Raw genomic sequence first — 23153 nt, 5'->3', positions numbered from 1 at the left:
ACAAGGATTTCTTGTAGGTTTGAAAGATATAAAAATATTTTTAAAATTTAGTTAACGCACACCGTGCATCATTTTTTTCAATTTTGGAGTTAATGCCATTAAAATAACAGCTGCCAATCCGCAAAGAATAACGAATACCATGAAAAATTCAAATAAATTATGAATCTCAAATCCTGCAAAAACTGGATTGTTTGGACTGATTTGATTTTTCTCTAAGATTGCTAATTGTTCTACAGTTAAAGTGATTTTTTTATCTAAAACCGCTTGTAAATCTATGCCAAGTTCTTTTGCTTTATTGAATTTATCTCCAGTAGCAGGCAAAATAGAACCTAATGTTCCAGCCAAGGCATAACCTGAAGCATTTGATAAAAAGAATACTCCATATAATAAAGAAGAAAAACGCTTCGGAGATAATTTACCAACTAATGACAGTCCTATTGGTGATAAACATAATTCCGCACAAGTTTGAATCAAATATAAAAGAATCAACCATTTGATAGCAAGCAAACCATTGTTTCCTAAATCTTTAACATTGTAAGCAATAATAAAATAACTCAATGCAATTAATGCTAATCCAACTGCTTGTTTTACTGGTGAAATTGGCTCTCTGTCTTTGCTTCTTAAATAATCCCACAACATACTGAATGGTACTGCAAATGCTACAACAAATAATCCGTTAAAAATTTGAACCATCGATGGCGGCATATTGTACCCGAAAAAGTTTCTATCCGTTTGATTATCGGCAATAAATGTTAAGGATGAACCAGCTTGTTCAAAAGCAGCCCAGAAAAATATAACAAAGAAAGCTACAATATAAATTACAAAAATTCTATCTCTCTCTACTTTTGTAAGTGATGAATCTGAAATTATTAATCCCGCAAGTGATAAACCACTAGCATAAATTAAAGAGTATATAAAGTTTTGTCCGAATACAAAATGGAAAATTAATCCCAATCCGAAGAATGCTACTACTGCACCAATTAATGCTTTCTGCGAAAAAACAGCTTTTTGAGATTCTCCCTCTTCATAGTCAGAAGCATCATTTTTAGAAGGCAAACCTCCTAAAGGTTTTCCCTCTGGAGTAACTACATATTTGTTTTTAAGAAAGTAGAAAACTGCAGTTCCTATTAACATAGCAATAGAAGCTGCTAAAAACCCCCATTTAAAGGCATGGATGTCTCTTACTCCTTCTGTTTTAACATCACCAACAATTGGGCAAATCAACTGACCTAAAAAAGCTCCTAAATTGATACCCATGTAGAAAATTGTAAAGGCTGTATCTAGTTTGCTTTTTTCTTGCTTTGGATATAAACTCCCAACCATGGAAGAAATATTTGGCTTGAAGAAACCATTTCCAAAAATTATAATTCCTAAAGCTGACCACATTAGAGTGCTTGCTAAACTGATGTTAGTACCAAATACACTAGCGCTAATAAACAAAAAGAATTGTCCAATTGCCATCATCAATCCACCTAGCAAAATACAATTTCTGTTTCCAAAAAACCTATCGGCAATAAAACCACCTAACATAGGAGTTAAATAACAAAGTCCCAAGAATCCTCCATAAATTAAAGAGGCATCTTCTTCTTTCATCATCAGTGAGTTCACCAAGAACAAGGTCAAGATAGCCCGCATTCCGTAGAAATTGAATCGCTCCCACATTTCGGTTCCAAATAACACCCAAAGTCCTTTTGGATGTCCTGTTTTTACTGCTGTTTCACTCATTTTTATTAATTTGGTTTGTTTTTAATTATCGCTTTTATAAATTCTCTTTAATGAAATTTGTCATCTTTGTATACAATTGAACCCTAGTTTTACCACCATAAATCCCGTGGTTATTATCAGGATATATCTGAGAATCAAATTGCTTATTTGCTTGTATCAAAGCCTCCATCATTTGCATAGTATTTTGCACGTGCACATTGTCATCTCCAGATCCATGAATCAACAGGTACTTTCCTTTTAATTTATTCACGTGGTTTATAGGGGAATTATCATCATATCCACTAGCGTTTTCTTGTGGCGTAGTCATGTAGCGCTCTGTATATACACTATCGTAAAAACGCCAGTTGGTAACAGGTGCCACAGCAATTGCCATCTTGAAAACATCATTGCCTTTTAGAATACAATTTGAGGCCATAAAACCACCATAAGACCAGCCAAATATACCAATTCTAGATTTATCTACAAATGAATAATTCCCTATTACTTTGGCAGCATCAATTTGATCCTCTACCTCATACTTACCTAACTGCAATTGAGTCACTTTTTTAAAATCGGCGCCTTTAAAACCGGTCCCTCGTCCGTCAACACAAGCTACAATATAACCTTGTTGTGACAACATCATGAACCAATAATCATCAGTACTGTTCCATTCATTATTTACTTGTTGAGATCCAGGACCCGAATATTGGTACATGAAAACTGGATATTTCTTATTTGGATCAAAATCTTTTGGCTTTATAATCCATGCATTCAATTCTATTCCTTTTTCTGTTTTCAATACAAAAAACTCTTTGGCAGGTAGATCGTACTTCTTCAATTTGGCCGCAAGAGACTCATTATTTTCTATTACTTGAATTTGTTTTCCGGCCTTAGCTTCATTTAAAGTATAAGTAGTAGGCTGCGAAGCGCTAGAATATGTATTGATGTAGTATTGAAAATTTGGGCTAAAAGTAGCTGCATTAGTGCCTGTGCTTTGAGACAGTCGTACTTTTCCTTTGCCATTAAGCAAAACTTTATATACATCTCTATTGATGGAACCATTTTCTACAGATTGATAAAAAACCGAATTAGTTTTGTCATCATAACCATAATAATTAGTTACTTCCCAATTTCCATTGGTAACCTGATTTTTTAAACTTCCATTTTTGTCATACAAGTAAATATGATTGAAACCATTTTTTTCACTCGTCCAAATAAAACTGTTGTCTTTAAGAAAAGTCAAATTATCAGTAACGTCAACATAGGCTTTGTCCTTTTCATTCAAAACTACTTTTGTAGTTCCAGATGTGGCATCAACAAAAATTAAATCTAAATTGTCTTGATGACGGTTTAAAACCTGAGCCGAAACAACATTACTGTCATTTGTCCATTTTAATCTGGCAATATAAAAGTCATTGTAATTACCTAGATTTATGTTTTTCACCGCATTTGCGTCTACATCATAAACGTGCAAAGACACAACCGCGTTCTTTTCACCCGCTTTTGGATATTTAAAAGTTTGCATTGTAGGATATAAATCTTTAGCAAACATAGACATCGAGAATTCAGGTACTTTACTTTCATCAAAACGAATGTAAGCTACTTTTTTACTATCAGTACTCCAGTCGAAAGCTTTCACAAAAGCAAATTCTTCTTCGTAAACCCAGTCTGTAATTCCGTTTATGATACTATTTTTTTGTCCGTCTGTAGTTATGGCAGTAGATTTAGTAGTAGCTAGATCATAAACATAGAGATTGTTCTCTCTAGCATAAGCAATTTTTTTACCATCAGGTGAAAAGGTTGGCTCTTGAACTTGAAAATCAAAAAGTTTTTTCAACTTTTTTGTAGTTATATCGTACAAATAATAATCAGCTGTAAATGAATGACGAAAAATCTGATTGGAATTACAAGCCAGTAATATCATTTTTTCTGAGGCGTCAAAGGAATAACTGTCTATTCCACTAGCCAGCTCTTGATGTGATTTAGTATCAATTAATGTAACTATTTTCTTTAAAGTCGCAAAATCATATAAATCAATTTGCATACTCCTAGATTGCATATCTACGTTTAAAACAGTGTATTGATTCGTGTTTTTTAAGGATTGCAATTCATCCATTCCTTTGGCTCGAAATGTACCGTTGTACATTTCATCAATGGTTATTTTTTGTTGTCCAAGAACCGAAAAACAAATAAATAAAAATAAAGCGATATAATTTTTTGAATACATACTATTAAATTAAGGATAAAAAACCGTCAATTTTAGTGAAAAAATTACAATAATCAGTTATTTTTTATGTTAAATGTAAAAACAGCTTACCACAACTCACTCTTATTGAAATGATTTAGATTGCAAATAAAACCGCTAATAACGTATCTTTGCAGTATAGTACACCCTAATCAATTGAGAATGAACAAGACCATCAGTGGATTTTCAAAATTATCAAAAGAAGAAAAAATCAAATGGATTGCAACAGAATATTTCTCCAATCCATCTGAAGCAATTGCGATAATTAAAAATTATTGGAACAACGATGAAAAAATTCAACAACTTCATGATGAGTTCATAGAAAACACGATTACAAATTTTTACATCCCCCTTGGAATTGCACCAAATTTTTTGATAAACGGCAAGTACCGCACCATCCCAATGGCTATTGAGGAAAGCTCTGTCGTAGCAGCAGCATCCAAAGCTGCAAAATTTTGGGCTACACGAGGAGGTTTTAAAACCACGGTTATCAATACTGAAAAAATTGGCCAAGTTCATTTTATCTATAAAGGTGATGTATCTAAACTTAGCCTGTTTTTTGCTCAAAACAAAAATAAATTTTTCTCTGAAACCGAGTCGATCACCGCTAATATGCAAAAACGCGGCGGTGGAATTACCGATATTATTCTAAAAGATAAAACTGATTTATTACCAAACTATTATCAGTTACATGCTACTTTTGAAACTAAAGATAGCATGGGTGCCAATTTTATAAATTCGTGTTTGGAACAATTTTCCAAAACCTTAAAAGAAGAAGCACAACATTATGATTTATTCTCAACGTCAGAGAAAGAAATTGAAGTAGTAATGAGCATTCTTTCAAATTATGTTCCAAATTGCATAGTAAGAGCTGAAGTTTCTTGTCCTGTTGCTGACTTAGAGGAAAAACAAATTCCAAACCCACAGGTATTTGCAGAGAAATTTGTTCAAGCAGTACAAATTGCCGAAGTAGAGCCATACCGTGCCGTTACTCACAACAAAGGAATCATGAACGGAGTGGATGCCGTTGTACTGGCTACAGGTAATGATTTCCGCGCGGTTGAAGCCGGAATTCACGCCTATGCTTCCCGTAACGGAACTTATTCTAGTCTTTCCCATGCCAAAATAGAAAATGGAATATTTTCTTTTTGGTTGGAGATTCCGTTAGCATTAGGAACTGTTGGAGGATTAACATCACTACATCCTCTTGTAAAACTTTCTCTCGAAATGCTAGAAAAACCCTCTGCACAAGAACTCATGCAATATGTTGCAGTTGCAGGGTTAGCACAAAATTTTGCAGCCTTACGTTCGTTGACTACCACCGGTATTCAAGAAGGCCACATGAAAATGCACTTAAACAACATAATCAATCAATTTGAGGCCAGTAATGAAGAACGCCTTTTGATTCAAAATCATTTCAAAAAGAATGCTGTTTCTCATAGCGCCGTAGTCTCCTTTATTGAAAACCTAAGAAAATAAGATTGATTTTTGATTTTCCAATCAAAATTAGAAACCTTGATTTGGATTAAAACAAGACTAATGAAAAAAACATTTTATAGTAATGGTAAACTTCTAATTACTGGAGAATATCTTGTTCTTGATGGCGCACAAGCCTTTGCATTGCCAACAAAACAAGGACAAAACCTTTGTGTAGAAACAAGTAACAACAATGAAATCGTTTGGATAAGTTATGACTTTGATGGTCAAATATGGTTTCAAGACACCCTTTCATTTTCTGATATTACTAATGAAACTAAGGATCAAATGGAATCTGTAAAAAGTACACTTACCACTATTTTACACGAAGCCTATAAATTGAATCCTGAATTCATTCTCAATGCTAATGGATACACTGTTACTACTGAACTCAGTTTCTCTAAAAATTGGGGCTTAGGGACATCATCCACTTTAATCAACAACATTGCCCAATGGCTGCAAATTGACGCCTTCACGCTATTAAAAAACAGCTTTGGCGGTAGCGGATATGATATTGCTTGTGCACAACATGACACGCCTATTCTTTTTCAGATAAAAGACGGCAATCCAACCGTTAAAAAAATTGAATTCAATCCTGAGTTTAAAAAAAATATCTATTTTGTATATCTTAATAAAAAACAAAACAGTAAAACAGCCATTGCAGCCTATCACAAAAATAAAAAAAACAAGCTAGCCGAAACCATAGCACTAAATGACCAATTGACAACAGCCGTTTACAACGCTCCTACTCTTTTGGCATTTTCCGATGCTTTATCGCAACACGAAGCCCATTTGAGTTCTATTCTAGAAACTGCAGTCGTGAAAGAAACTTTATTTCCAGATTTTGATGGCGTTGTAAAAAGTCTTGGCGCTTGGGGCGGAGATTTTGTAATGACAGCATCGGAAGATAACCCAACCGCTTATTTCAAATCAAAAGGATATGAAACTATAATTCCTTATGAAGAAATGATCTTGTAGCTCATTTTAACTCATAAAAAAACCCGATACTTTGTCAGTATCGGGTTTTTTTTAGTGTTCGGAGTAGATTAATAATTAAAATCTAATCTGTTATCTTCAATTTTAGCATTTTCTTTAAGAGCAGGAATAACTCTATTCGCGTCTGATGCACTTTGAGCTTTCAACTTTGTAACATAAGCAGCATGGCTTTTTAAAGCTGGCGCTTTTACAACTCCTACATTTTTTACCACATAAACTCCTGTATTACCTTCAATTGGTGCAGAAAGTTTGTTAGCTGATAATGCAAATGCGTTTCCAACAACTTTTGGTTCTGGACCTACATTTGGTAACATAGAGTTCTCCATTGTTAATCCTGTTGCTTGTTGAACTGTTCCACCTACTGCTTTTGCAATAGCTTCAAGAGAAGAACCGTTCATTTTAGCTTTGATTAATTCAGCTTTCTTTTTGTTTTTCAGAATAGATTCTACGTAAGGTCTTGCTACTGAAACGGCGATCAATCCAGAATCGTCAATGCTTTTTAATTTAGCAATAACATGCCCAACATTAGCTACTTCAAAACGTTTTACATCACCTACTTTTACTCCTTTTTCAAAAGCCCAACGAACAATTGTTCTTTGGTTTCCAAGAGTACCGAAATTCTCATCTAAACCTTTAACAGATACTGCAGGTGCAACTTTTAAACCTAATGTTTTTGCAACCGAATTAAGATCTTTATCAGCTGCATCCATCTCTACCTTTGTAGCTTGAGCAAATATTTTATCAGCAGTAGCCTCAGAAGCCTCCACTTTTTGAGCTACAGTTGCTAAACGAATTCCATCTTGTTTATCAGTAACTTTAATTACGTGGAAACCAAATTGAGTTTCTACTAAACCTACTTTACCAATACCATTACTAAAAACAAAATCATTAAAAGGTTTTACCATTTGGTTTGGACCAAAATAACCTAAATCACCACCTTGTTGTGCAGAAGAGTCATCAGAAGCTGTAAAAGCCAACATCATAAAACTATCCGGATTTGCAGTTACCTGAGCTAAAATACTTTCAGCTTTTGCTTTTGCTTCCTCCTTAGTTCTTTTTTCTTTTTGATTAGGAACTTGAGAACCTTCATACCCAATTAATATATGACTTGCTTTAACATTTACTGCTAATTTTTTACCCATAGACTTTGACAAACAAATGTATTTACCAAACATGTACGGACCATAAACAGCACCAGGAGCAAGGTTAAACAATTTATCAGCATCTACAGCTGGTAAGTCTTTTTTGGCTATGTATGTAGAGTCATAAGGAATATCAGAATTAGAATTAACAAAATCTACAGCATTAGCTGTAGTTCTAAATCCTGGTAAAGTATCATTTTTACCTGTTTTTTGGTTGTATACCACACTACCAGATAACAATCCGTTTATTCTAGTTTTAATTTCAGATTCATCAGCTGGTGATGCTTTGTCTTCAATTAATACATACTCTACTTCACGAGATTCGTCAGCTTTGTATTTTTTCTTGTTTTTACTCATGAAATCTACAATTTCTGAATCAGAAATTTTAACTTCACTATCTTTAATTGTTGAATACAAACCAGCAACATAAGCAAAATTTACTTTGTTAGATTCCATTTCGTACTTCATCTTACCTTCGCTATCCGTTGTAAAAACTGAAGCTTTTATAAGCGTGTTGTACAATTGAAACTTAGCATTCAAATCAGCATCTTTTTCTCTGTCTTTCAAAAACTGAGCTTGTTCTGGGTTTGATTTAAAATATTGTTTGAATTTTGCAACATCAAAAACGCCAGCAGCATTTAAAAACAATGGATTACCACCTATGTTTTGATCCGCTTTAAAAATCTCTAACAAATGTTTCTCACCTACACGTAATCCTAGTTTTTCAAACTCAGATGTTAATAAAGCAACAGAAACCTCTTGATCCCATACTCTATTTGCAGCTTGTGTAGAAGTAATACCTTGACCACTTTTTTCAACATTACTAACTTTAACTCTAAAATCTTCAAATGAAATGTCTTTTCCATCAACACTACCTACATCTTTTGAAGTACTGCTAAAACCACCGCTATTGAATATATCACCTATGATAAATGCTAATAAACAAAACCCGATAACGAGTATCAAGAGAAGTGAACGTTGTCTAATTTTTTGTAAAACTGCCATTTTATTGTTGTTAATTTTTATATTCAGTTTGCGAAAATACAATTATCTAATTAATAATTATACTAGTAGCCTTTTATTTTGCAAGAAAATTTATTTTCCCAATAAAATAAAGCCTTGAAGCTTTATTTAGTATTTTTAATTTAGCTTAAACCAATGATTTTTGAGGGCTTTAAACACTATTTAGAGCTTTTTTCATAGTCATTGAACCGTTAAAAGAAACTTTGAATTAAATCTGAAAAATGATTTAAAACTAAAGTTTCATCACCTAAAAACACTTGTTTTATTGAAGACAAAACCCAACTTTTAACAAATAAAGCTATCTTGTCAAATAAACAAACCAAGTATTTTTATGGTTTCATATTTTTATTTCTTTCCTCAAATTTTTTAGTGAACCTCCTTCTAAAGAAAAACATAAACACTGCAAAAGCTGCTATTATAAAATTCAACCAAGCTTCACCAAGAGCTGGATTGTTGAGTTTTTTAACCCCATCAAAAATAAGATAGGCTGCAAAAAGTAAATAAATGTATTGTGTGTATTTAAAATATTTCATGATGATATGTTTTATTCTTCTGTTTGAACCTCTCCCGTTATTTTTTGTGAATTAATGATCTTAAAGTCTTTACTAAAATCTATTCCTTGCCCATTTGAAACACCTTTTGCCCCAGAAAGCTTAAATTTTCTTTCGGTAAAAAACCATTCGTTTTTTTGATCAAAATACAATTGCTCTGTTTCTAATTTTTGACCGTCTTCGGTGAAAATTTTAACATTGCCTTGTAAATCAATCATATTTGTAGCTTTGTAAGAGACTGCATAATTTGACTTTATAAAGGTTTTTTTGCCTTTCTTGTCATACAATGTTACATCAATACCTTTTGGGAATTCAGTAAAAGGAAATTCAACTGTGGCATAATCTAGCATTTTTGGACTTACTAAAACAGCGGTAATTCTTCCCGAATCAGTATATTTTAAGTCTACTAAATCAGCATCACTACTAGGTACAAACTCAGAGAAATTGATTTTTTGAATGTTTTTAAAATTACTCTCGCAACTTACAAGTGCTAAGACACAACTGCTAATGGCTGCAAATTTTAAAAAAAAACGTTTCGTAATTGTCATATACAGCTATTAAGAACACAAATTGTAAAAATCCTAGTAGAACTTTCTTCTTTCAAACCATTTTTCATTTAATGAAAACCCAAGACTAACATTAGCATAATTCTCCTGAATTAAATTAGCTTTTGTAGTACCTCTTTTTCCCATTTCAAATCCAATGTTTACATTAGAGAATGTTCCATTTAGCGGCAAACCTACACCAAGCGTAAGACCCATGTCATTTATAGATTCTGAATTAATAACGAGACCCGTTTTTTCATACCTTAAACCACCTCTATAAACAATTCGCTTAGCATAACTAGTAAAAGAATTGTATTTTGGAATGTAATATCCTCCTAGAGAAACACTACCATATTTACCATAACCTACATTAGCACTATTATTGTATTCATTGGCTTGACCTGAGTTTTTTCCGTACTCAATTGTACCTCCCAAAAGCCATTTTCTAGCTTCTCCAATACCCCCACCAAGCGCTATTTTACTTGGCATGCTTAAATCTTTAGACGAATTGATATCTGCAAGAACATCAACAACCGCGATATTAAAATCCGAATTGTATAGTGCAGTTGCAATGTTACGAGAGTTATTTGATTTCAAATTACTCTGCAAGGTATACGTCAAACTGCTATATGCATTGATCTTTTTGTACAATTTAGTTTCAAACATCATTCCCAAACTAAAATTAACACCCGATAAATCAGCAGTGTTTAACTCCCTTGACCCTATTGAAACATCATTAATATACTCAAAACTGTTAGTCTCAATTTTACCAAAATTATAACTTACATCAGCACCGATGTTAAATTTAGGAGTAACTTTGTAGCCAAGACCTAAAAAAGCCTTATTCAAACCACCTTTTCCATCAAAACGTCTGTTTGTGGCAGCAGCATCCTCAGATGTAGATTGTATTTTAAACCCAACAGAAGAATACGGTATCAAACCAAAACCTAGACCAAATTTACCCATTGGTAATCCAACAGCTAGATAATCTATAGTTGTTCTTTTAGCATTTGCAGATTGCGAATCATTTTTCAAAGTTGTAGTTCCATATGTACCTCCAAGCGCTACACTCGTATATTTCAAATTAGCATAACTTGCAGGGTTTTGTAAATTGATATGTATACTATCTTGCTCCACTGCAACACCAGCCATAGAACGGTATTCATGTGCTCCTCTAAACCTTATTTGTCCTATACCGTAAAAAGAATATGGAGATGCCGATCCTTCTTGTGCGAAAGTTGCTACTGAAAAAAACAAGCAAGAACTTATTAAAATTTTTTTAATCATTTTTTGATATTATAATGGAATTTTCGATTCAAACTCTCTAATAGGAAATTTGAATTGGCAAATATGGTATTTTTTAATCGTTTAGCCAAAAAAACTGCATCACCGCCCGTTAAAATTATTATAAAATTTGGATACCTCAATTTGTAATCTGCTATGAATCCATCGATTTCATAGACCAATCCATTTACAACACCTGAATGAATGGAACTGTTAGTAGAATCGCCAATGCTGTCTTTTGGCATTTCTAAAGTAAGCAAAGGAAGTTTTGCTGTGAAATTGTGTAAAGATTCATATCTCAATCTTAAGCCAGGAGAAATAGCACCACCCAAATAATTATCTTGATCGTCTATAAAATCATAGGTCACACAAGTACCTGCATCTATCACCAACCTATTTTGCTCAGGAAACTGCAATACAGCACCCGCTGCCAAAACCATTCTATCAATTCCTAATGTTGCTGGTGTTGCATATTTATTAGCAAAAGGATACTCATCCTCACGTCTAACATAGTGTACTTTTAACTTTGAATGATGGTCTAAAAAAGCAATTTCATCTACAAAACCCACTGATGAGATTGCAACATCAACCACCGATGGGAATTTTTTTAAAATATTTTCAATATTTATTTGAACATCCTCTTTAGCAAAAATAAAAACCTCATTAGACTTATCCCCCTCAAAAACAGCAGCTTTAATCCTGGTATTCCCAACATCTATTACTAGAACCATATTTAAACATTTAAGATGACGAAGATACAAATTCATTTTTTTTTAAATTTGTTTTGGAGAAACAAAAAATGATTCTATATTTGCACCCGCATTAGCACGGTACCTTAGCTCAGATGGTAGAGCAATGGACTGAAAATCCATGTGTCCCTGGTTCGATCCCTGGAGGTACCACAAAACCCGAATAGAAATATTCGGGTTTTTTGTTTATCTATACCTCTCAAAAAATCAAAAACTAGTTTTTACTTTTTTTTTAAAACACTCTGCAATACCAACCAACTATTTTTCACTACACGAGAAATCTATTTGTAGCAATTTTACTATTGCTACACTAAATCTTCCTTTTTTAAAATCCCTTTACAGTCAAAACCTTATTTTACTGATAATACCATAACAAATAATAGATAAAAATAAACAGTATATATATTTATTTGATTTTTTTTAAATAATTCTAATTTAGAATGTTGCTAATTTAGTATATTTATGCAAAATTTATATACATGGAGCTTTTAGCCTGCCCGAAATGTCAAGGAACCCAAATCACAAAAAGCGGAGTAATCAACAATAAACAAAGGTATTTATGTAAAAAATGCCGCTACTTTTTTACGGTAAATAAATTGGGTAAAAAGATTGATGATTACTATGTCACTAAGGCCTTACAACTTTATTTGGAAGGGTTGAGTTTTCGAGAAATCGAACGTATTATTGGCGTTTCGCATGTCACCATTAGCAATTGGGTAACATCATTTAACATAAAAAAACCATCTCACGCAAATTACCACCCTACCTACAAAATTTTAAGTCACTTAGAACTAATTGAATACTTAAAGAACAAAGCATTATTATCTGGTGCAGGAATGATTATCACTGAACTGGGAGATAAATTCATGCTAATTAAATGGGAACGATTCAAGGATTAACTATAGTATTTACACAAAAATATATCTGAATTTTTTTTCACAATAAAAAAATAGAATTTGGCACTTTATTAACCGACCATTTACTAACCAAAATTTTATTTATGAAAAAAATATTGTTTTCAGCGGCAGTACTCCTACTATCACTGCAAGGTTTTTCTCAAGGCTCCACTGACTACGGTGCTGGCATGAAATTTAACCTGAACGAAGACGGTTCTAAATTCATGCGTGTCATTGCATGGAACCAGATCTGGATGCGTTCCTCTCAGATGAATCCCGGTACAATGATTGGTGGCGAAGCAACATCAACTGGAACCGATATAGGGAACAGACGTTTGCGTTTTCTAGCCTATGCACAAGTATCTAAACGATACATGATTTTGACCCATTTTGGGATTAACAACCAAACTTTTACTAATGGTGGTGCAGCAGGATCTTCAGGAACTGGAGCTTATGGTGCAGGAAAAAAACCAGGCTTATTCTTTCACGATGCATGGAATGAATATGCGGTTGTACTTCCAGAAAAAGACAAAAAATTTAGTATGTCACTGGGTGCAGGATTGCATTACTACATGGGTTTATCCAGATTAACAATGGCATCTACACTTAACTTCCTCACTATTGATGCTCCTATATTTAACTGGCCCTTGATTGAAAACTCAGATCAATTTGCTAGACAAATGGGGCTGTTTGCAAAAGGTAAATATGGAAAACTAGAATATCGCTTGAGTTACAACAAACCTTACGCCACTAATGTAGTTCCTACAAACACTACTACCGCAGATAACGCCGTAGCGGTCGATAACAGTGGTATGACAAAATGGTCGAAAGCTGGATATTTTGAATATCAATTTCTAGATCAAGAAGCAAATGTACTACCCTTTAAAGTAGGTAGTTATTTAGGTACTAAAAAAGTATTCAATGTAGGTGCTGGTTTTTATAATGCTCCAGATGCTACAAGATCTTCTGTGAACAGCACCATCAACAAGCACGACATCACACTTCTATCTGCTGACGTGTTTCTAGATTTACCTATTGGAAAAAAAGAAAACAAAATGGCTGTAACCGGTTACAGTGTACTTTATGATTATGATTTTGGACCTAATTATTTACGTAATGTGGGTATTATGAATATTGGATCAGTAGATCCTAATTTCACAGGAAGCAGAGCTATTTCAGGACCTGGAAATGCGCAACCTACTATTGGTTCTGGAACGATCTGGTACACACAAGCCGGGATTTTATTACCCAATAAAGAAGCAAAACCGAAGATTAGAATTCAACCCTTTGGAGCAGTTACTTATAAAAACTTTGATGCTTTAACACAGTCCAGCACACAGTTTGATGTGGGATCTAATTTTTTCTTAGATGGGCATCATGCAAAAATAACGACACAGTATTCAACGAGACCCGTTTATACCTCATCAACAAATAGATCAGGTTCATTAGGAGACTTCGTAGTACAATTGCAAATTTATTTATAACTAATTTTAAAAGCATAATTTATGAGCACTAAATCAACAAAAGGAATTTGGAAAGTCATTTCTGCATCCTCAATGGGTACCATGATTGAATGGTATGACTTTTATATCTTTGGAAGTTTAGCCGTTGTAATTTCAACTAAATTTTTCCCTTCTGACAATCCTACTGCTGCTTTCCTATCTACTTTAGCCACATTTGCAGCTGGATTCGTTGTTCGCCCGTTTGGAGCCCTTTTCTTTGGAAGATTAGGAGATTTGATCGGTAGAAAATACACTTTTATGGTTACACTCCTTTTGATGGGAGGAGCTACATTTTTAATAGGATGTATTCCAACTTATGAAACCATTGGGTTTATGGCGCCATTATTAGTTTTGATTCTTCGTTTGCTTCAAGGACTAGCGCTTGGGGGTGAGTATGGAGGAGCTGCAACTTATGTAGCGGAACATGCACCCGTAGGACAAAGAGGGTATTGGACTTCATGGATTCAAACTACCGCTACGGTGGGACTATTTATTTCCTTGATGGTAATTTTAGCTACGAGAAACTTTCTTTCTCCAGAACAATTTGACGAATGGGGATGGAGAGTTCCGTTTTGGGTATCCATTGTCATGGTAGGAGTTTCGTATTTGATTCGTAAAAATATGGATGAATCTCCTGTTTTTGCCAAAGCAAAAAGCGAAGGAAAAACAAGTACCAACCCACTAAAAGAAAGTTTTGGAAACCGTTACAACTTGAAATTTGTATTGCTTGCGTTATTTGGAGCAACAATGGGACAAGGTGTCGTTTGGTACACAGGACAATTTTACGCGATGAGTTTCCTTAAAACGGTTATGTCTATTGATTCCTCACAAGTAGATACTTTACTTGGGATTGCATTAATTATGGGTACTCCGTTCTTCATATTTTTTGGATGGTTGAGTGATAAAGTGGGTAGAAAATACATTATGATGGGAGGAATGCTAGTTGCTATACTATTGTACAGACCAATCTACAAGCAGATGTTTGAAACAACAAATGTGAAAAATAAAACAGAAGTGGTTGCCAATACTAAAATTCTTGCCGAATTAAAAGAAAACAAGAAGCAAACCATGGACTCTATCTACACGACTAACAAAGAGTACGAAGATGGAACAACATTAGTAGAAGTAAAAACAGTATCTTTAGAAAACGGTATTGCAAAAATAGTTGACGGAAAACCAAAAGTTGAAACTAAAACCACTATAAAAATTAACTCTAGTGACAACTGGACACTAATCTTTTTAGTTTTTATTCAAGTGATATTTGTTACAATGGTTTACGGTCCGATAGCTGCTTTCCTTGTTGAAATGTTCCCGGTGAAAATTAGATACACTTCTATGTCATTGCCTTATCACGTAGGTAACGGAATTTTTGGTGGCTTACTACCCGCAATATCAACCTACTTTGTAACCAATGCGAAAGATTTAGGTCATCCTGAATATTACTTAGAAGGATTATGGTACCCAATTGTTATTGCTGCTATCAGTTTTACCATTGGAATGGTTTACATAAAAAATAAAGATAAAAACGCTCACGTATAAAAAACACAGCTATGAATCAATTAAAAAGACTTTTAGGATTAGTTTGGATTGCATGTGCAGCAGCTGCAGCCTATTTTTGTATTTTCCAATTTGGGTTACCCAAATTTACATCAGGAAAACAAGAAGATTTAGTATTTGGAATTATTATCCTTTTTGTGCTCACTCCGTTAATCGTGGCGGGACTTGGAACCTTTGGTTACTATGCTCTCGCTGGTGATTATGACGAAAGAAACGATTAAGCAAACCATTATTTTGGGCAATCTCTACAATCAATTGTAGAGATTGCTTATTTAAAGCAACGTTGAATGAAAAGCCATTTGCTTTACGTGCAGGAACAATTACTCCTTATTAAAAAACGCATCAATTAGACTATTCCCTTTTGTATGAAAAAGAGACATGAACAAAAACTCGTTATTCTTTCAATGCTAATGCTATTGGCCTTGAACATGCCACTCTTACTTTTATTTGACAGTTCACAACCCCTTTTTGGATTTCCAATTGTCTATGTTTATATCTTCTCGGCATGGCTTTTTTCAATTGCAATCTCGTATTTAATTATCAAAAGGTATTATGAATAGTATAGGTCTTTTATTAATATTAGTACTCTATGTGTCTATTCTTTTTTACATTGCCTATTGGTCTGAAAAAAGAAGCCACTCCAAATGGACTAATAATCCTTATATTTATTCTTTTTCGTTAGCCGTGTATTGCACTGCCTGGACTTATTATGGCAGCATTGGCGTAGCTGCAGAATCCGGTTTAGGATACTTACCTATTTATCTTGGCCCCATATTAATCATCCCAACATGGATGATTATCCTAAAGAAAATCATCCGAATTTCGAGAGTAAATAAAATTTCCAGCATTGCAGATTTTATTTCTTTACGCTACGGAAACAGTAGATTTCTTGGTGCCTTGGTTACCATAGTTTGTATTTCTGGAATTTTACCCTACATTTCCTTACAACTTAAATCGATATCAGATACTTTTCATATTGTAACAAAAACACAAGCAAGTTCAAATATTTTTAATGATACTACCACCTACGTATGTCTTGCTCTAGCTCTTTTTGCCTCTTACTATGGAACTAAATATGTTGATGCATCTGAAAAAAGAAGAGGTATTGTTACTGCTGTGGCAATGGAGTCGATCTTAAAGTTGATTTTCTTTTTGATCATAGGGATTTATGTAACCTATTTTGTATTTGATGGCGTTGATGATATTTATAAACAAGCAGCAACTCTAAAAGATTTTGACAAAAAAAATACCATTGGTGGCATTACAGATGCTATGAACTGGTTTTTCCTTTGTGTTTTATCCATGTTTGCCATATTTCTTTTACCACGACAATTCCATACCGCCATAGTAGAGAACAATAAAGAAACTCATATACGCACCGCAATATGGCTATTCCCGCTGTATTTACTACTATTCAATATATTTGTATTCCCAATTGCTTGGGGCGGCAACATCCTTTTTGAAGGTAAAGGACACAATTCAGATACGTATTCGTTACTTATTCCGCAATTGTTTGACAACGATACCTTGACGGTAATGGTTTTTCTGGGTGGATTTTCTGCAGCTATATCCATGATTATCGTTTCGTCTATATCTCTAGCCACCATGTTAAGCAACAACTTATTGATTCCGTATGGCTTTATAGGTTCCTTAGAAAATTCGTCGCAAGAAAAAAACAGCAAACGCATCGTGAACAGCCGTAAAATTGGAATTTTTTCTCTAATTATTTTGGCGTATGCCATTTACAGATTATTTATTCTAGACTATTCACTAGTTTCAATAGGTTTAGTAGCCTTTGTAGTGATTGCCCAATTAGCACCCTCCTTTTTTGGTGCTATCTTTTGGCGTCGAGGATCAAAAAAAGGCGCTATAACAGGAATCATTCTCGGATTTGCTGTTTGTTTTTATACCTTACTAATTCCGTATGCAACTGGCATGACTAATTCAGTCAGTCTTTTTGTTACCGAAGGACCTTGGGGCATTTCCCTCTTAAAGCCATTTCAACTTTTTGGATTGGATTATTTAGAACCTATTCCACATGCTTTTTTTTGGAGCTTATTGATTAACATCATGAGTTATGCGGCAGTATCGGTGAGTTTCAAAGGAAATTACAGAGAACGCAATTATGCCGAAATGTTTGTGGATATTGATAAATACATCACCAATCACGAAAACGCTTTTGTATGGAAAGGAACAGCATACATTTCTGATATTCAAAAAGTATTACAGCGCTTTCTTGGCGAAGACCGAACAAAACGCGCTTTGACTATTTTCAATTTAAAATACAACATTGATAAAAATGTGACCACTGCTGATGCCCGATTTATAAAGTTTGCCGAGAATTTATTAACAGGGCACATAGGTACGGCTTCCGCCAAAATACTAATTTCGAGCGTTGTCAAAGAAGACAAAATCAGCTTGCCCGAAGTATTGCGAATTTTGGAGGAATCCAAAGAAAATATCATCATCAACAAGAAATTGACAGACACTTCGAACGAGTTAAAAAAAATATCGGAACAACTCAAGAATGCCAATCAGGAATTAGTCAATAAAGACATCCAAAAAGATGAATTTCTAGACACCGTAACCCATGAATTAAGAACGCCCATAACAGCAATACGCGCAGCAAGCGAAATCTTGCATGATGATGACGCTATTCCCGAAGAACTGAAAAAGCAGTTTTTGCAAAACATCATTTCAGAATCGGATCGGTTGAATCGTTTGATTGATAAAATTTTGGATTTAGAAAAATTTGAAACGGGAAAACAGAAAATCTACTTGTCAAAAAACAACATTACAAAAACGATTTTAACGACGATAACTTCATTAAATCAATTAATTAAAAACAAAAAAATCACAGTTGACTTTGACAAAACTGATCACCTCATTAAGGCTTTTTATGATGAGGAACGCATCGTACAAGTAATCCATAATTTATTGTCTAATGCCATAAAATTTTGTTCAGAAACGGATGGAAAAATAACTATTTCTATCCTTGAGAATGAAACAAATGTAGCGGTCAAAATTCACAATAACGGCAAAAGTGTTAAAGAAGAAGATGCCGAAGCTATTTTTGATAAATTCTATCAATCTCGGAATCAAAACATAAAAAAACCAATAGGAAGCGGATTAGGATTAGCCATTTGCAAACAGATTATAGAACATCATAAAGGAACTATTTGGAGTGAAAAAAATGAGGTTGAAGGCGCCACTTTTACTTTTACATTACCCAATTATAATACAAGCGAAACACATTAAAACATGAAAAAAATTTTAATTGTAGATGACGAACCAAACATTGTAATGTCATTAGAATATACCTTCAAAAAAAACAATTTTGAGGTTTTTATAGCCCGTGACGGACAAGAAGCATTGGATATTTTACAAACTAAACTCCCAGACGTTATTATTCTAGATGTCATGATGCCCATGGTGGATGGTTTTGCAACATTGGAACAAATAAAAAAAGAGGAACGTTTGCAACATTGCAAGGTAATTTTCCTTTCGGCAAAAAATAAAGAAAAAGACATTGAAAAAGGGCTTTCATTAGGTGCTAACTTGTATGTCGTGAAACCATTTTCGATCAAAAAGTTAGTCGAGCAAGTACATGATTTACTATCCTAAAAAACACATTCAGTACCATGAAATATAACAAAATTTACGAAGACAGTATTGCAAAACCAGATCAGTTTTGGGCACAACAAGCTGATGCAATTGAGTGGTACAATAAACCCGCGACAATTTTATCGAAAGATGAAAATGGATATCCGCAATGGTACAAAGACGGAGAATTGAATATTTGTTATTTAGCCCTTGACAAACACATTCAAGATGGATACGGCGACCAAGTTGCCCTAATATATGATTCTCCCGTAACACAAACCGTAAAAAAATATACCTACTCTGAAGTAAAAACCGAAGTAGCAAAACTAGCAGGTGGTATGCTGGCATTAGGGTTAAAAAAAGGCGATACGGCCATTATTTACATGCCTATGATTCCGCAAACAGCATTTGCTATGTTAGCTTGCGCACGAATTGGAGTGATTCATTCAGTTGTTTTTGGTGGTTTTGCACCACATGAATTGGCTATCCGCATTGATGATTGTAAACCACGTGCCATTATTACGGCTTCATCAGGAATAGAAGTAGATCGATTAATTGCCTACAAACCATTAGTTGATGAAGCCATTGCATTAGCGAGTCACCGACCTAAAAAAGTTATCGTTTTCAATAGAAAATTAGGCGCCCGAATTCCGTTTAAGAAGTATGATGTAGATTATGACGCCTTAGTGTACGGCTCCGAAGAGACAGCCTGTGTTGCCTTACCTTCTAATCATCCGCTTTATATTTTATACACATCTGGAACTACAGGAAAACCAAAAGGAATTGTAAGAGACACTGGAGGTTACGCCGTTGCATTGAAATTCTCGATGAAACATATTTACAACGTAAATCAAGATGAAGTTTTTTGGGCAGCGTCGGATATGGGTTGGGCAGTAGGACACAGCTACATTTTGTACGGCCCATTATTAAACCGAAATACAACCATTGTATTTGAGGGCAAACCCATCAAAACACCTGATGCGAGTACGTTTTGGAGAATCATTTCGGAGCATAAAGTAGGCACCATGTTTACAGCACCAACTGCCATTAGAGCCATTAAAAAAGAAGATCCGAACGGAGAATTCATCAAACAATACGATTTAAGTTGTTTAAAAAATCAATTTTTAGCAGGAGAACGCTGTGACAATGCCACGTTAGAATGGTATCAAGAACACATCCCGATTCCTGTTATAGACCATTGGTGGCAAACCGAATCTGGTTGGCCCATGATTGCCAACTCCCTTGGAATCGAAAAAATGCCTGTCAAATCTGGTTCGGCTACAAAAGCAGTTTGTGGCTATGACATTCGGATTTTCAATGAAAACGGCCAAGAACTAGGTCCAAATGAAGAAGGGCTTGTAGTCATAAAATTACCATTGCCACCCGGTAATTTATTAGGAATTTGGGATAATGAAGCCCGATTTAAGGCAAGTTACTTCAGCAAATTTGATGGTTTTTATTTATCTGGTGACGGCGGTTATAAAGATGAAGATGGCTACATTTTTATTACCGGAAGAACCGATGATGTCATTAACGTGGCTGGACACAGGTTGTCAACCGCCGAAATGGAAGAAGTTGTTGCTGCTCATCCCTGCGTTGCAGAATGTGCTGTTATAGGAATTCACGATGAGTTAAAAGGACAAGTTCCACTGGCATTGGTCGTAACTAAACTTGGAACCGAAATGGAACAATACCAATTAGAACAAGAAATTATAAAACTGGTTCGGCAGCAAATTGGGGCCGTTGCTTCACTGCGAAATGTAGTTGTAGTGCAACGTTTGCCAAAAACACGATCCGGAAAAATATTGAGAAAACTAATGCGAAGTATTGTTGATGGTGAAACCTTTCAAATTCCATCTACAATTGATGACGAAGCCATTATTGACGAAATTACACAAACAGTGCAAAAACATAAAATAGGTAGTTATAATTTATAAAATTAATCAAACATCATGAGTTACTATAAAATCAATACTTTAGAAGAATATTTTAAACATTACAAAAAATCAGTTCGTGAACCAAAAAAGTTCTGGGACAAAGTAGCCTCTGAAAACTTTACTTGGTACCAAGAATGGGACAAAGTGGTTGATTTTAATATGGCCGAAGCCGAGATAAAATGGTTTACCGAAGCCAAAGTAAACATCACTAAAAATTGTATTGACAGACATTTAGCCAAAAACGGAACAAAAACTGCCATCATTTTTGAACCCAATGATCCAACCGAGACCGCTTTGCACATTTCCTATAACGTACTACACGAGCGTGTGTGCAAAATGGCTAATGTTTTACAAGAGCAAGGCATACAAAAAGGAGATCGCGTATGCATTTATTTGCCTATGATTCCAGAACTAGCTGTTACTACGCTAGCATGTGCAAGAATTGGTGCTATTCACTCCGTTGTTTTCGCAGGATTCTCGGCATCGGCGGTGGCAGCTCGTATTAATGACAGCTCTTGTAAAATGGTCATCACCTCAGATGGTGGTTATCGGGGCAATAAAACAATTGATTTAAAAAGTATCGTTGACGAAGCCTTATTGAGTTGCGATTGCGTTGAAAAAGTATTGGTTGCTAAAAGAATCAACTCCACTATCAATATGAAAGAAGGTCGTGACCAATGGTTACAGCCACTTCTAGACGCTGCATCAGACAATAACGTGGCTGAAATTATGGATGCCGAAGATCCGTTGTTTATTTTGTACACCTCTGGCTCTACAGGAAAACCAAAAGGAATGGTTCATACTACTGCAGGCTATATGGTGTATACCGCGTATACGTTTAAGAATGTTTTTAATTACGAGGACAACGACATTTTTTGGTGTACTGCTGACATTGGTTGGATCACTGGACACTCCTATATATTATACGGACCTTTATTGAATGGAGCTACGACTGTAATTTTCGAAGGCGTTCCCTCCTATCCTGATTTCAGTAGGTTTTGGCAAACTATCGAGAAACATAAAGTCACTCAATTTTATACCGCCCCAACAGCCATTAGAGCTTTGGCGAAAGAAAGTATCGAATTTGTACAACGATACCAATTGACTTCTTTAAAAGTCATTGGATCCGTGGGAGAACCTATTAATGAAGAAGCTTGGCACTGGTACAACAACCATGTAGGCGATAAAAAATGCCCTGTGGTGGACACTTGGTGGCAAACCGAAACTGGAGGAATTATGATCTCGCCAATTGCTTTTGTAACACCAACTAAACCTACGTATGCATCGTTGCCATTACCTGGAATACAACCCGTTTTGATGGATGAAAAACGCAACGAAATTGAAGGTAATCAAGTTACAGGAAGTTTGTGTATTAAATTCCCTTGGCCAGGAATTGCAAGAACTATTTGGGGTGATCATCAACGTTACAAAGACACGTATTTTTCTACCTTTCCAGGCAAATATTTCACTGGAGATGGCGCTTTGCGTGACGAAGTTGGGTATTACAGAATCACAGGCCGCGTAGACGATGTTGTAATTGTTTCTGGTCATAACCTTGGAACAGCCCCTATTGAAGATGCCATCAATGAACATCCAGCGGTTGCTGAAAGTGCTATTGTAGGTTTCCCGCATGATATTAAAGGAAATGCTTTGTATGGCTTTGTAATTCTAAAAGAAACTGGAGAATATCGTGATAGAGAAAATCTGAGTAAAGAAATTAATCAACACATATCAGATCACATTGGTCCTATTGCTAAGTTAGATAAAATTCAGTTTGTTTCTGGTTTACCCAAAACCCGTTCAGGCAAAATCATGCGTAGAATTCTACGTAAAATAGCCGAAGGAGATTACTCTAATTTTGGAGATACTTCAACCTTGTTGAATCCTGAAATTGTGGACGAAATCAAAGATGGTAAAATTTAATTTTTAGTTTTAATTTGTTG

17 protein-coding genes and 1 tRNA gene are annotated in these 23153 nt (G+C 34.8%); 11 read left to right on the top strand and 7 right to left on the bottom strand.

What is annotated here, in order from left to right; translation table 11 throughout:
- Window positions 1-51: 51 nt before the first annotated feature.
- The gene (locus DNC80_RS10725) at window positions 52-1725 is read right to left on the bottom strand and encodes a peptide MFS transporter (protein ID WP_182651220.1); all 1674 of its coding nucleotides are present in this window, start codon (window positions 1723-1725) and stop codon (window positions 52-54) included.
- Between the two features lie 34 nt (window positions 1726-1759).
- Window positions 1760-3931 (bottom strand): S9 family peptidase, encoded by a 2172-nt coding sequence (locus DNC80_RS10720; protein ID WP_182651219.1) that lies wholly within the window; start codon window positions 3929-3931, stop codon window positions 1760-1762.
- 180 nt (window positions 3932-4111) lie between these two features.
- Here DNC80_RS10720 and DNC80_RS10715 point away from each other — a divergent pair, with 180 nt between their 5' ends.
- Window positions 4112-5428 (top strand): hydroxymethylglutaryl-CoA reductase, degradative, encoded by a 1317-nt coding sequence (locus tag DNC80_RS10715; protein WP_182651218.1) that lies wholly within the window; start codon window positions 4112-4114, stop codon window positions 5426-5428.
- A 60-nt stretch (window positions 5429-5488) separates the two neighbouring features.
- Complete coding sequence (locus DNC80_RS10710) at window positions 5489-6403, top strand: GYDIA family GHMP kinase (RefSeq protein WP_182651217.1); 915 nt, start codon at window positions 5489-5491, stop codon at window positions 6401-6403.
- 68 nt (window positions 6404-6471) lie between these two features.
- Here the strand turns inward: DNC80_RS10710 and DNC80_RS10705 are convergent, their stop codons facing one another.
- The 5 genes from DNC80_RS10705 to DNC80_RS10685 form a co-directional block, all read right to left on the bottom strand.
- On the bottom strand, window positions 6472-8568 hold the full coding sequence (locus DNC80_RS10705) for a peptidylprolyl isomerase (protein ID WP_182651216.1): 2097 nt from the start codon (window positions 8566-8568) through the stop codon (window positions 6472-6474).
- A 347-nt stretch (window positions 8569-8915) separates the two neighbouring features.
- Entirely contained in the window at window positions 8916-9119 is a 204-nt protein-coding gene (locus DNC80_RS10700) for a hypothetical protein (protein ID WP_144891466.1), read from the bottom strand.
- 11 nt (window positions 9120-9130) lie between these two features.
- Entirely contained in the window at window positions 9131-9685 is a 555-nt protein-coding gene (gene lptC / locus DNC80_RS10695) for an LPS export ABC transporter periplasmic protein LptC (RefSeq protein WP_182651215.1), read from the bottom strand.
- Between the two features lie 33 nt (window positions 9686-9718).
- Window positions 9719-10969: a hypothetical protein gene (locus DNC80_RS10690; protein ID WP_182651214.1), complete on the bottom strand. Its 1251-nt coding sequence runs from the start codon at window positions 10967-10969 to the stop codon at window positions 9719-9721.
- On the bottom strand, window positions 10966-11697 hold the full coding sequence (locus DNC80_RS10685; RefSeq protein ID WP_182651213.1) for a type III pantothenate kinase: 732 nt from the start codon (window positions 11695-11697) through the stop codon (window positions 10966-10968). Before DNC80_RS10685 ends, DNC80_RS10690 begins: the two co-directional genes overlap by 4 nt.
- A 98-nt stretch (window positions 11698-11795) precedes the next feature.
- Here DNC80_RS10685 and DNC80_RS10680 point away from each other — a divergent pair.
- The 9 genes from DNC80_RS10680 to acs all read left to right on the top strand — a co-directional run bounded on the left by DNC80_RS10680 (window position 11796) and on the right by acs (window position 23133).
- Window positions 11796-11868, top strand: a tRNA-Phe gene (locus DNC80_RS10680).
- Window positions 11869-12194: 326 nt separating this feature from the next.
- Window positions 12195-12614, top strand: a complete 420-nt coding sequence (locus DNC80_RS10675; protein ID WP_182651212.1) for an IS1 family transposase — start codon at window positions 12195-12197, stop codon at window positions 12612-12614.
- A 101-nt stretch (window positions 12615-12715) separates the two neighbouring features.
- The gene (locus DNC80_RS10670; RefSeq protein WP_182651211.1) at window positions 12716-14095 is read left to right on the top strand and encodes a porin; all 1380 of its coding nucleotides are present in this window, start codon (window positions 12716-12718) and stop codon (window positions 14093-14095) included.
- A gap of 21 nt (window positions 14096-14116) precedes the next feature.
- Entirely contained in the window at window positions 14117-15652 is a 1536-nt protein-coding gene (locus DNC80_RS10665; protein ID WP_182651210.1) for an MFS transporter, read from the top strand.
- Between the two features lie 11 nt (window positions 15653-15663).
- Entirely contained in the window at window positions 15664-15891 is a 228-nt protein-coding gene (locus DNC80_RS10660; protein WP_158728461.1) for a DUF6814 family protein, read from the top strand.
- Window positions 15892-16222: 331 nt separating this feature from the next.
- The gene (locus DNC80_RS10655) at window positions 16223-18928 is read left to right on the top strand and encodes a sensor histidine kinase (RefSeq protein ID WP_182651209.1); all 2706 of its coding nucleotides are present in this window, start codon (window positions 16223-16225) and stop codon (window positions 18926-18928) included.
- A 3-nt stretch (window positions 18929-18931) separates the two neighbouring features.
- Window positions 18932-19294 carry a response regulator transcription factor gene (locus DNC80_RS10650; protein ID WP_144891445.1) on the top strand — a complete coding sequence of 121 codons (363 nt, stop codon included), beginning with the start codon at window positions 18932-18934 and terminating at the stop codon, window positions 19292-19294.
- 17 nt (window positions 19295-19311) lie between these two features.
- Window positions 19312-21210: an acetate--CoA ligase gene (locus tag DNC80_RS10645; protein WP_182651208.1), complete on the top strand. Its 1899-nt coding sequence runs from the start codon at window positions 19312-19314 to the stop codon at window positions 21208-21210.
- 15 nt (window positions 21211-21225) lie between these two features.
- Window positions 21226-23133: an acetate--CoA ligase gene (acs, locus tag DNC80_RS10640; protein ID WP_182651207.1), complete on the top strand. Its 1908-nt coding sequence runs from the start codon at window positions 21226-21228 to the stop codon at window positions 23131-23133.
- The last annotated feature ends 20 nt before the right edge of the window (window positions 23134-23153 follow it).

Source organism: Flavobacterium sp. SOK18b (assembly GCF_014156605.1).
Lineage (GTDB): Bacteria > Bacteroidota > Bacteroidia > Flavobacteriales > Flavobacteriaceae > Flavobacterium > Flavobacterium tiangeerense.
The sequence above is the reverse complement of the archived record's forward strand: the minus strand, read 5'-3'. Positions and strand labels throughout refer to the sequence as shown.